Annotated in this window: 8 protein-coding genes; 4 read left to right on the forward strand and 4 right to left on the reverse strand. The window is 42.2% G+C overall.

From position 1 onward, the window contains the following. Nucleotides 1-254 precede the first annotated feature (254 nt). The 3 genes from EAE91_RS15725 to pncB form a co-directional block, all read right to left on the reverse strand. Complete coding sequence (locus EAE91_RS15725) at nucleotides 255-1,403, reverse strand: porin (RefSeq protein ID WP_214089324.1); 1,149 nt, start codon at nucleotides 1,401-1,403, stop codon at nucleotides 255-257. A gap of 337 nt (nucleotides 1,404-1,740) precedes the next feature. Next, on the reverse strand, nucleotides 1,741-3,141 hold the full coding sequence (gene asnS, locus EAE91_RS15730) for an asparagine--tRNA ligase (RefSeq protein WP_214089325.1): 1,401 nt from the start codon (nucleotides 3,139-3,141) through the stop codon (nucleotides 1,741-1,743). Between the two features lie 207 nt (nucleotides 3,142-3,348). Further along, on the reverse strand, nucleotides 3,349-4,563 hold the full coding sequence (pncB, locus tag EAE91_RS15735; protein ID WP_214089326.1) for a nicotinate phosphoribosyltransferase: 1,215 nt from the start codon (nucleotides 4,561-4,563) through the stop codon (nucleotides 3,349-3,351). Nucleotides 4,564-4,909: 346 nt separating this feature from the next. On the opposite strand from pncB, the gene pepN reads away from it, so the two are divergent. The 4 genes from pepN (at nucleotide 4,910) to EAE91_RS15755 (ending at nucleotide 10,105) form a co-directional block, all read left to right on the forward strand. Continuing rightward, the gene (gene pepN / locus EAE91_RS15740; protein WP_214089327.1) at nucleotides 4,910-7,522 is read left to right on the forward strand and encodes an aminopeptidase N; all 2,613 of its coding nucleotides are present in this window, start codon (nucleotides 4,910-4,912) and stop codon (nucleotides 7,520-7,522) included. A gap of 214 nt (nucleotides 7,523-7,736) precedes the next feature. Continuing rightward, entirely contained in the window at nucleotides 7,737-8,006 is a 270-nt protein-coding gene (locus EAE91_RS15745) for a CCDC90 family protein (protein WP_046396460.1), read from the forward strand. Between the two features lie 351 nt (nucleotides 8,007-8,357). Further along, a complete protein-coding gene (gene pyrD, locus EAE91_RS15750) occupies nucleotides 8,358-9,368 on the forward strand; it encodes a quinone-dependent dihydroorotate dehydrogenase (protein WP_214089328.1) in 1,011 nt (336 codons plus the stop codon). A 191-nt stretch (nucleotides 9,369-9,559) separates the two neighbouring features. Beyond that, nucleotides 9,560-10,105, forward strand: coding sequence for a cell division protein ZapC (locus EAE91_RS15755; RefSeq protein ID WP_214089329.1), 546 nt, complete (start codon nucleotides 9,560-9,562; stop codon nucleotides 10,103-10,105). A 394-nt stretch (nucleotides 10,106-10,499) separates the two neighbouring features. Here EAE91_RS15755 and EAE91_RS15760 read toward each other — a convergent pair whose 3' ends face one another. Beyond that, on the reverse strand, nucleotides 10,500-11,795 hold the full coding sequence (locus tag EAE91_RS15760) for a glycosyltransferase (RefSeq protein WP_214089330.1): 1,296 nt from the start codon (nucleotides 11,793-11,795) through the stop codon (nucleotides 10,500-10,502). Nucleotides 11,796-12,005 lie beyond the last annotated feature (210 nt).

Raw genomic sequence — 12,005 nt, forward strand, 5'->3', positions numbered from 1 at the left:
TGAAAAATGAACCGCAGTCAGTGGCGGAAGAAAATTACCTGTTTATTTTAGTAAAAAGAGTAAAATATGATGTTTATTTCATCAATCATATCTCTTATATGTAACTTACTGATATGCTTGTCGATGTGTTATATACCATTTTTTAACAGATACCTAATAATGATTATTCTTGAAAAAAGTAGCGCTCGCTTTAAGCGAGCACCATAATATGTTAATTGGATCTCCTATTAACCCGCCTAATTTATATCAGGCTGTTAGAATTGATATACCAAACCTACACCTACCGCGTTATTTGTGTTGACATCGAGATGTTTGGTGTAGAAGTTGTCATGTACTAAGTTGATTTTATAATCAACATAAGTGGATAAATTTTTGTTAAAGTTATAATAAGAACCAATAGAGATATATTTTACCCAGTCCTGATGAGTGAAATAAGTTGTTCCTCTAGATTGAACATATGCCAGAGATGGACGCAGGCCAGAATCAAATTGATATTGGGCAGTTAATTCGATATTGCGGGTTTTTGCGGAGACGAAATCTTGGTAGCCGAAAGAGGTCATATTGTGAGTTTCGCCATACATGGCGGCCAGATATAGGTTGTTTGCATCATATTTGGCACCAACGTTCCATGCCTCAGCCCTTTCTCCGCGAGCGACAGAGGTAACTAGCCTTTCATGTGTAATAGGGCGGTCAGCATTGGAGTAGGCTCCCCCTACGCTGATACCATTGCCGATATCGTAGGTAACAGAGAGGCCGAAGCCGTCACCATTACTACCACCATTGGGCTTACTGCGTTCACCACTGTGCTTACGGATCGAATTGCGGCCGTTGTTGCTGTCTTCGTCGTTCTTACCTTGGTATTGCAGGGCGAAGTTCAGACCATCAACTAGGCCAAAGAAATCCGTATTGCGATAAGTCAAGACACCAGTAGCACGATTAGTCATGTAGGTGTCAGCCTGCGACATGGAATCAGCGCCGAATACTGGCAGTACGTCAGTCCAAGCATTGACGTCATAAAGAACTCCATAATTACGGCCATAATCCAGAGAACCATATTTGGCAAATTTTAAGCCAGCAAAGGCTAAACGAGTTTGATTACCTCCGGAATCATTTCCCTCAGCTTGGTTAGCCTGAATATTGTATTCCCAACGGCCATAACCCGTTAGTTGGTCATTGATTTGGGTTTCACCTCTGAAGCCCAAACGAATGTAGCTTGCATCTCCATCTTCACTATAGATAGAGGAATCACCTGCGCTTTGGGTAATTTTAGAGAATTGATGACGTGCATCAACTTTGCCATAGAGATCCAGTTTATTACCGTTTTTGTTATAAATTTCAGCGGCATTTGCTACACCAGCAGTCAACAGCACTGGGATGACCATGGAAAAAATACTACCCTTCATTATTGTTACCTTCGTTTAATTACAATTGTTAATTACCATCATTGGTGTTATTCGGACATTTGTTACTGACAGAAATAATTCCTTTAAGAAACTCGTTGAAATTATTTATGAAAATATCGTGATGTCCGAGTCGGGGCACAGTTTTTCATTAGCTATGGATTTTATCTATCATTTAATTGATACAAAGTGACGATTTTTGTAATAAAGTGAAAACAATATATTGCAAAATGTAAATGAAATGGGATTTTTGATCGTGTCTTGAATTGGAAGCATAAAAAAAGCCAGCTTTCGCTGGCTTTATACATAATGATTTTTTAATGTTTGTTTTACGCAATCATTAGAAGTTTGCGCTTCTTGGTGTGCGCGGGAATGGGATAACATCACGTACATTTGGCACACCGGTCACGTAAGCAACCAGCCGTTCAAAGCCCAGTCCGAACCCAGAGTGAGGTACGGTACCATAACGACGCAGATCACGGTACCACCAGTAATCTTCTTTATTAAGCCCCATCTCTTCCATACGTTTATCCAGCATATCCAGACGCTCTTCACGCTGTGAACCGCCGATAATCTCACCAATGCCTGGTGCAAGTACATCCATTGCCGCGACAGTCTTACCGTCGTCGTTCATTCGCATATAGAAGGCTTTGATATCTTTTGGATAGTTTTTCACGACAACCGGAGCTTGGAAATGTTTCTCTGCCAGATAACGTTCATGTTCTGAAGAGAGATCAACTCCCCAGAAGACCGGGTTTTCAAATTTCTGGCCGCAGTTTTGCAGAATGTCGATGGCATCGGTGTAATCAATCTGAGCAAAGTCAGAATTGACAAATTTTTCCAGGCGGGTGATGACATCTTTATCTACGCGTTCAGCGAAGAATTGTAGATCATCAGCGCGCTCTGCCAATGCGGCTTTGAAAACATATTTCAGCATATTTTCAGCCAGTGAAGCGGCATCGTTGAGGTTAGCGAAGGCGATTTCTGGTTCAAGCATCCAGAATTCTGCCAGATGGCGGCTGGTATTAGAGTTTTCAGCACGGAAGGTCGGACCGAATGTGTAAACTTTGCTTAATGCACAAGCATATGCTTCACCGTTCAATTGTCCGGAGACGGTCAGAAAAGCTTCTCGGCCAAAAAAATCTTCGTTGAAATCCACTTCACCTTTATCAGTTAACGGCAGATTTTGCAGATCCAGCGTAGAGACGCGGAACATTTCACCAGCACCTTCTGTATCAGCCGCCGTGATCAACGGGGTGGAAACCCAGAAGTAACCATTTTCATGGAAGAAACGGTGTAGTGCTTGAGCAAGAGTATGGCGCATACGAGCAACGGCACCAATCAGGTTGGTACGTGGGCGCAGGTGAGCGACTTCACGCAGGTATTCAATGCTGTGGCGTTTAGCGGCCATTGGATAGGTGTCAGGATCTTCAACCATGCCGATCACCACGACTTGGGTCGCTTGCAGTTCAAAATTCTGCCCTTGACCAAGGGAAGCAACGACTGTCCCTGTCACTTCGACAGAACAGCCGGTAGTTAAATGCAGAATTTCATCCTGATAGTTAGGCAAATTATTATTAACGACGGCCTGTAATGGATTAAAGCAGGAACCGTCATAGACGGCGAGGAAGGAGATGCCAGCTTTAGAATCTCTCCTTGTACGTATCCAGCCGCGAACGGTGACTTCACTATCAACCGCAACCCGGCCTTGCAGTACGTCGACTACAGGCGCTACGCTCATAGATTTCTCTCTTCTTTATATATCAGTTCAGGTTTGTGAAATTGAATATCCCCACCAGGGGCAACTTGTTCTATGTTACTTGCCCTGTTTCAGGAAACAAGAGGAAATCATCAATTTAAATGGTGAAATAGAGGGGAAGGGCGCTTTTCAGATGTGCTGCTGCGTTATCTGCCAGCAGCACAGTGGTATTTTGGCATGAAATTTGGATTAACAAGCTTGTTTAACCTGAGGTATATCAAAAGCTGCACGTAGCTTGTTAACAAATTCGTTATCTTCACAAATGGTTTTGCCAGGGCTGTCTGAAAGCTTTGCGACTGGTTTGCCATTACATTCAACAAGTTTGATGACGATGTTCAGTGGATTAACCCCTGGAATATTACAGGTGAGCTGCGTACCGATACCGAAAATCAGGTTTATTCTGTTGTGGAAATGACGATAGAGCGCTAGTGCTTTTTGGAAATCTAAGCTGTCAGAGAACACCAGCGTTTTTGTCATTGGGTCGATACCCAGTTTTTGATAGTGGGCGATCGCTTTCTCGCCCCATTGAACGGGATCGCCCGAATCATGGCGTAAGCCTTGGTAACTTTTGGCAAACTGGGCATCAAAGTCCCGCAGGAAAGCGTCCATTGTAATACAGTCGGTCAAGGCAATACCTAACTGGTTAGGATATTCTTTCAGCCAACTTTGTAATGCTTCTCGTTGGCTGTTAGCCAGATCCGGGCTGATTTGCTGATGAGCTTGAAACCACTCATGCGCCTGTGTACCAACCGGAGGGAGTCCAAGCTGTTGTGCAAGTTGATAATTGCTAGTGCCAATCAGGTAAGGGAAATGCTGTTGCAGCTCACTGACGATAGCGTGTTGAACACAGTGTGAGAAACGCCGACGTGTACCGAAATCCATCAGTTTAAAACTGGAGAGGTCGATCCCTTCATTTTCAGCATTTTGATAGAACAGTTTGATTAACTTGCGTAGCTGATTAACTGCATTTTCCACGGCATTATCTGGTGAGCGATAGCGATGAACTAATTCACTAATTAGCGCCAGTAGTGGAACTTCCCACATAATGACTTCATGCCATAATCCTGAAATACGGATAGCTAATTGGCCACCCTGTGTAACAGAAATATTGACTTGTTGTGGGTTAAAACGAAAAGTTTTTAACCAATCCAGATAATCAGCCTTGAAAAAAGGCAGACTGGAAAGGTAATTAAATTCAGCATCGGTTAATGCCAGATTAGCCATCGTATTAACTTGATAACGTAATTCTGTGGCATATTCACCTAGCAATTCATCGCCGCGGCAGCGAAACTCTGCAACAACAGGCATGTGGCTGTAGCGGTGATACACTGCTTGTTGCATATGAAGTTTATAAGCGTCAGTATCAAGCAGTGATTTTATAATTGGGGTAGCGTCTAGTGTCATAGCGCGTTATGCATCCTCACGGAGCGTATTCGTATTAGCTAAATCGATAAAGTGGGAAGAGTATACCGAGATTATTTTGTTATTGAAGTCACATAACATCATATAGTTCACCAAAATATCGAAGCTAAACAGGGCCTTTGGTCAAATGTTATCATGTTATTTGATCATTAGGTGATGACAAGCACCAAAGAATAAACATATTCCTTACACAACATCATACTCGTTCTTAATGAATGTTTAACATCAGAAGGTGCGTTATTCACTCTTGAAATTCAACCTCTTTCTATGGCAGCGTAAGGCTTAGTATTGAATTAATTCCATCAGGCATGAAACAAAAAGGTTTCTTATGACACAACAGCGACAAGCTAAGTACCGCCGGGATTATCGCGCTCCCGACTATACGATTTCTGATATTGAACTCGATTTTAATCTTGATGCCGATAACACGGAAATCACAGCAATCAGCCAAATAAAACGTCAGAGTCACGAAATAACGCCATTAGTGTTGGATGGTGAAGACTTGACACTGAAAAGTCTTCATGTGAATGGTCAACCGTGGGCGCATTACCGTGAACAGGAGGGGACGCTAGTCATTGAGCAGTTGCCGGCTCAGTTCACTTTGAAAATTGTCAATGAGATCCATCCATCGAAAAATACGGCGCTGGAAGGTCTGTATGTTTCTGGTGATGCACTTTGTACCCAATGTGAAGCAGAAGGGTTCCGCCACATTACTTACTATCTCGATCGCCCTGATGTATTGGCTCGTTTTACCACTCGTATCACAGCCGATAAAGCCAAGTATCCGTATCTGCTTTCAAACGGTAATCGGGTTGAGCAGGGAGAAACCAACGATGGGCGTCATTGGGTGAAATGGCAAGATCCATTCCCAAAACCATGTTATCTATTTGCTCTGGTTGCGGGTGATTTTGATGTATTGCGCGATAGTTTTACGACGCGTAGTGGCCGTGAAGTTGCATTGGAGCTGTTTGTTGATCGTGGCAATCTCGATCGGGCTGATTGGGCGATGACTTCCCTGAAAAATTCTATGAAGTGGGATGAAACCCGTTTTGGCCTTGAGTATGACCTCGATATTTATATGATTGTTGCAGTGGATTTCTTCAATATGGGTGCTATGGAGAATAAAGGGCTGAATGTCTTTAACTCCAAATATGTGCTGGCAAAGTCTGAAACTGCGACTGATAGAGATTACCTTAATATAGAAGCTGTGATCGGTCACGAATATTTCCATAACTGGACCGGGAATCGCATTACTTGCCGCGATTGGTTCCAATTGAGCTTAAAAGAGGGGCTGACGGTATTCCGTGATCAAGAATTTAGCTCTGATCTTGGCTCTCGTTCTGTAAATCGTATTAATAATGTGCGTGTTATGCGTTCGGCACAGTTTGCGGAAGATGCCAGCCCAATGGCCCATCCAATTCGCCCGGATAAAGTGATTGAGATGAATAATTTCTATACCTTGACTGTGTATGAGAAGGGAGCGGAAGTTATTCGTATGATTCATACCTTGCTAGGTGAAGAGCAATTTCAGGCAGGGATGCAGCTTTATATTCATCGCCATGATGGCAGTGCTGCAACATGTGATGATTTTGTTCAGGCAATGGAGGATGCGTCAAATGTGGATTTGTCACTTTTCCGTCGTTGGTATAGCCAGTCTGGTACACCGGTACTGACCGTTCGTGACGAATATGATGCAGAAAAGCAGCAATATAAGTTGCATGTCCGTCAAATGACGCCGCCTACCGCTGATCAAAAAGAGAAACAGCCCCTGCATATTCCTCTGGATATTGAGCTTTATGACAGTCAAGGTCATGTGATTCCGCTACGTTATGATGGTCAACCGGTTCACCATGTATTGAATGTGATTAATGCAGAGCAGACGTTTGTATTTGATGATGTGCCATCGCTGCCGGTTCCCTCTTTATTACGGGAATTCTCAGCGCCTGTGAAACTGGATTACAAATTCAGTGATCAGCAATTGGCATTCTTGATGAAACATGCTCGTAATGCGTTTTCACGTTGGGATGCGGCTCAGTCGCTAATGGCAAACTATATCAAGTTGAATGTTATCCGTTATCAGCAGAAGCAGCCGATCGAACTGCCAATGCATGTGGTGGATGCTTTCCGTGCGGTGTTATTGGATAAAGATATTGATCCGGCTCTGGCGGCTCATATTCTGACTTTGCCATCAGAAAGCGAGATGGCGGAGCTGTTTACGATTATCGATCCTAAAGCGATTCATGAAGTTCTGGATGCAATCACCCGTACTTTGGCTCAGGAAATGGCTGATGAGTTTGCGGTGGTTTATAACGCTATCAATATCGGTGCATATCGCGTCGCTCATCAGGATATTGCTAAACGCGCTCTGCGTAATATCTGTCTATATTATCTGGCCTTTGGTCATCAAGAGCAGGCTGATAAAGTGGTATCAAATCAATATCATCAATCTGACAATATGACTGATGCGTTGGCGGCATTATCTGGCGCGGTGTTTGCGGAGTTGCCTTGCTGTGATCAACTCATGGCGGAATTTGATGGGCGATGGCATCAGGATGGATTGGTGATGGATAAATGGTTTAGCTTACAGGCAAGTAGCTCGTCGGCAGATGTTCTGGCTAATGTGCGCAATCTTCTGAATCATCGTTCATTTAGTATCAGTAACCCAAACCGGGTGCGTGCTCTGATTGGGGCATTTGTTAACAATCCGGTTGCATTCCATGCTGAAAATGGCAGTGGTTATCAATTCTTGGTGGAGATTTTGACTGATCTTAACAGCCGTAACCCGCAGGTTGCTTCCCGTTTGATTGAACCGCTGATTCGCCTGAAACGTTATGATGAAAAACGTCAAAACATGATGCGTAGTGCGTTGGAGCAGTTAAAAGGATTGGAAAATCTGTCTGGTGATCTGTTTGAAAAAATTACCAAGGCATTAGAAAGCTGATAGCTATTTATTTATCGGGCTAATAGTTATTTAGCCCGATATTTTTTCCAATTTATCTTCTGGATAATAAATTTCTGCTTGCAGGCATTGGGTTGGAGGTAAAACGCAGTGGTCAGTATCTTATGGTAAAACTGATATGTGGTTAATTTTTATGTCTCTATGGTATTATCGTTAAATAAAGGGCGGTTAACCAGTAACTTTAGAGGATAAAAGAATGGCTTTACTTACAATGGATACACATACAGCAGTTAAGGCACTCAAAGCGTCTGGTTTTAACGATGAGCAGTCTGAAAAAATCGTTGAAGTTATTACAGAACTGCAAAACATAAGTGTTGTCACCAAAGCAGATCTAACAGTTGCTACTGAGAGCATTAAAACGGATATTGGTACTATAAAAACAGATTTAGATTGGATTAAGAAACTGACATTAGCAGTTGGTATTGCTGTTGTCATTGCGGCATTGAAATACATTTTTATTGGTTGATGCTTGATACCTATAGTATGGAAATTGCTCAAGATATTAAAGAGCATCCATTGGTTTGCACCCCTTGGAGTTGTTCGAGAGAAGCAAAGTATCTTGGGCAAAAATGTCAACGATTGTAGTCACCAGTGTATTCTTGTTTCACGCGCATCATCTGGGAGAGATTTGCGCCTAATTAGCATATTTCTGTAGATTCAGCCCATGTTATTCGGTTACCCTACCTGCCGAAATATTTTGGGGGATTAAACATGAGCGTTTCTTATCTCAAAAACCTCCAAATGGTATCTGAATGTGTCATGTGTAGTTTTATCTTTGTAGTTTAATGTTCATAAATTAATTAATGGGTTTAGAATTATGAGCTACCCACTAGTCAGGAAAGCGTTGTTCCAGCTTGATCCGGAACGGGCACACGAATTAACCTTCCGCCAGCTCAAGCGTATTACCGGTACTCCTTTTGAGTTTCTGATCCGCCAATCAGTTGCGACAAAGCCTGTTACTTGTATGGGCCTGTCATTTAAAAATCCCCTCGGTCTGGCTGCGGGCCTTGATAAAGATGGCGATTGTATTGATGCATTTGGTGCAATGGGATTTGGTTTTATTGAAATTGGTACCGTAACCCCACGTGCTCAGGTAGGAAATGATAAGCCGAGACTATTCCGTATCGTTGAAGCAGAAGGGTTAATTAACCGTATGGGCTTCAATAATCTTGGTGTTGATAACCTGGTAGAGAATGTCAAAAAGGCAAAATATGGCGGAGTTATTGGGATCAATATTGGCAAAAATAAAGATACGCCAGTAGAGCATGGAAAAGATGATTATTTAATCTGCATGGATAAAATTTATCCTCATGCTGGTTATATCACAATTAATATCTCTTCACCTAACACACCCGGCTTAAGAACACTGCAATACGGCGAAGCGCTGGATGATCTATTATCGGCGATTAAAAATAAACAGAGTGAACTTCAACAAAAATACCAGAAATATGTCCCTGTTGCGGTAAAAATTGCGCCAGATCTTTCTCAAGAAGAGTTGATTCAAATTGCAGATAGTTTAATTCGTCATAATATCGATGGTGCTATTGCCACTAATACAACGTTAGACAAGAAATTAGTTGAAGGACTTAACTATTGCCAACAAGCTGGTGGGTTAAGTGGTCGGCCGGTTCAGTTACGTAGTACAGAGATTATTCGTCAACTCTCTCAGGAATTAAGTGGTAAAATTCCCATTATCGGTGTTGGTGGAATAGATTCACTTGTCTCTGCCAGAGAAAAAATAGCGGCGGGGGCTTCTTTGATACAGATTTTCTCTGGATTTATCTATCATGGTCCAAAATTAATCAAAGATATCGTCAATCATATCTAAATCTTGCTGTTAATTTATCATTGGGGGTTTATTTTTGCCCCCAACTCATCTATATTTGCTCTGAACATCTAAATTTTATCTGTATCTTCACGTGTCTTTTAATTATGGCAGGGCTTATTTCACTGAATAGCGGGCAAGTTATTTACAATCTGTTTGGCGATGTAAGTTTTTCTGGCATAAAAGGATAACTCATGAACATTAAACCCGATGACCAATGGCGCTGGTATTTTGATACTGACCATGACCGTGTAATGCTCGACCTGTCTAATGGTATGGTTTTTCGTTCCTGTTTTCCTGCGAAGATGCTGACACCCTATGCAATGGGAGAAACTTCATTTTCTGTAGAAGATGCGACGCTTTATTATTGTTTTGAAGAACAGACACGCCAAATTAATATTCCAGATGAATCCAGGGCTGAATTAATTCTTAATGCGTTAGTGGCTTTCCGCTTTATTAAGCCGCAGATGCCAAGAAGCTGGTATTTTTCCCGTTTTGCCATGATAGAAAAGCCGGTACAAGGCGAGCTAATTCAGGTACGGCTCCAGGATTGCGGGACAGATGCTGTATTCTTGGTCGTCGAAGCCGGGGATAGCGCGAGCCTTTGTCTGTTAGCGCAACCACAATTAACGTTATCCGATCGGGTAATGAATTTTTGCGATCCAATTAAGATTATGAATGATCGATTGATGCCATTTGTGGAACCGGTTTGTATGCCAATTTATGGCACTGCGGTTTGATTTAGGTTTAAGATCCCATTGTTCCGTGATTTCCAAAAAGTAAAACCATTTTTTGAAAATAGAACGACAAGCCAGAAGATAATCACTGTTTTTAATTGAGTAAATTGTTCTCTTATCATCTGAGGAAATTTTACCGCATTCACATCTTCTCATCTGATTATGAGTAAGTTATTCTTTTCCTGTTTCCTGTTTCCTGTTTCCTGTTTCCTGTTTCCTGTTTCCTGTTTCCTGTTTCCTGTTTCCTGTTGGTTATTATCACAGAAACTTATCTGTTATAGTAATAGCTATAGCTTACTCGTTTGAAGTTGGTGTGAAGAATAGATAAGAAGTACTTTAATAATTCCCTCCCCTCTGAATAGCACTAGTTTCGAGATGGGGAGGAGAGATAATGAAGTTAATTAGCACGATTTTCGAAGATTAATTGTTCTGCGTGATGGGATATTGCTGCCAACGCGTCGTGACTGGCGTAATCATCTTGGACGATTTGTGCCCGTTGTTTAAACAAATTTGTACGCAGCATATTTTCCACTGTTTGCTTAAGCTGAGATTCCGTCGGTTGTGCTGTATCCAAATTAATACCGCATCCAGCCCATACGACGCGAAACGCAGTTTCCTGCTTACCTTCTCCCGTATCGGCAATGAGTACTGGTGTACCGTGGTTGAGGGCATAATTAATGGTTCCGTAGCCCCCGTTGGATATTAGCAATGAAGATTTTGGTAGCCAGTGTTCAAATGAGATAAATTCTTCGATACGTGCGTTGTCAGGTATGTTCTCTGGCGATATTTCTATTGAACTACCACCGGTGGTTGCTAATACACGCACAGGTAATGTAGCTAGTGCACGCAATGTGGGAAAAATTAACTGGTTTAGATCGGTATTAGACATGGTGCCCTGAGTGACTATAACCAATGGGCGTGGATCATCTTCTTCCCATAATTGAGGTGATTCTGTTATCGGGGCGGGGTTGGGGAGAGGGCCAATAAAATGGACTGTATCAGGCAATTCTTCTCGTGGGTACTCAAATGCCAGGGTTGAAAGTTGCAAAAAGCGATCAGAACCCACAATGACTTCATCATTGAAAAATCTGGTTAACATGGCGCATCCCGCCTGAGCTAATGCGTCATTGAAGCTATCCTGAACTTCGGTTATTAGTTGCCGTGTTTCCTCATCTACGAGTTGTTCATGTGTCAACTCTGATGGTAGTAGTGCGGGGGGAATACGTGGCCCCCAGAAAATTGAATCTTTCGAAGAGTAAGCCAGAGGCGTTATACCAATTATGATCACTGGAAGGCGATGAGCTTTTTCTTTTTGCAGCAGTGGCAATATGCCATAGAAGCAGTTCTCGGCTATAAGTAGTTCTGCTTGCTGTTCATGGATGATTTGCTGTAGTTGGCGATCGAGGAATGGGATTGGGGTACAGAAGAAATCTTTAAACGCTAGCGCCATTTGCAGATTTCCCGGAGGAAGGTGCGCTCGGTCAGGAAAACGTTGTTTTAAGTGGCGGTAATCAAAGTCTATCTGCTCATCAAAGGGGATAAATGTTGCGTTTAAATCTTCTACCTGTTGGCGAAATAATGCGCCGGTGAATACAGTTACCTGATGTCCCTGTGCTATCAGTGATTGAGTTACCTTTAACATCGGATAGACATGTCCGGGTGTTGCGACCGCTGCAATGACAATACGTGCCATAACTTACTCCTTTGTACTGTTTTGATTTAATTACGCTAGCTAGCTCCTGATTCAGAGATGTGATCATTTCATGACTACTGTTACAAATTCATTGTAGTAATAATAATTTATTATGACAATAATCACTATGGTTTATTTTTTTATGAAGTTATGAAATATGCCGATTTCCTCCCCTTTTTAGTCTGTGTTAGCACTAAAACGGAGAGGAAA

Source organism: Photorhabdus noenieputensis, assembly GCF_018448935.1.
In the GTDB taxonomy this organism is placed as follows: Bacteria; Pseudomonadota; Gammaproteobacteria; order Enterobacterales; family Enterobacteriaceae; genus Photorhabdus; species Photorhabdus noenieputensis.

Bases quoted from the DNA above. Each gene is read 5' to 3' on its own strand.
- asnS (WP_214089325.1), bottom strand. From the start codon at position 3,141: ATGAGCGTAGCGCCTGTAGTCGACGTACTGCAAGGCCGGGTTGCGGTT.
- EAE91_RS15755 (WP_214089329.1), top strand. From the start codon at position 9,560: ATGAACATTAAACCCGATGACCAATGGCGCTGGTATTTTGATACTGAC.
- pepN (WP_214089327.1), top strand. From the start codon at position 4,910: ATGACACAACAGCGACAAGCTAAGTACCGCCGGGATTATCGCGCTCCC.
- pncB (WP_214089326.1), bottom strand. From the start codon at position 4,563: ATGACACTAGACGCTACCCCAATTATAAAATCACTGCTTGATACTGAC.
- EAE91_RS15725 (WP_214089324.1), bottom strand. From the start codon at position 1,403: ATGAAGGGTAGTATTTTTTCCATGGTCATCCCAGTGCTGTTGACTGCT.
- EAE91_RS15760 (WP_214089330.1), bottom strand. From the start codon at position 11,795: ATGGCACGTATTGTCATTGCAGCGGTCGCAACACCCGGACATGTCTAT.
- EAE91_RS15745 (WP_046396460.1), top strand. From the start codon at position 7,737: ATGGCTTTACTTACAATGGATACACATACAGCAGTTAAGGCACTCAAA.
- pyrD (WP_214089328.1), top strand. From the start codon at position 8,358: ATGAGCTACCCACTAGTCAGGAAAGCGTTGTTCCAGCTTGATCCGGAA.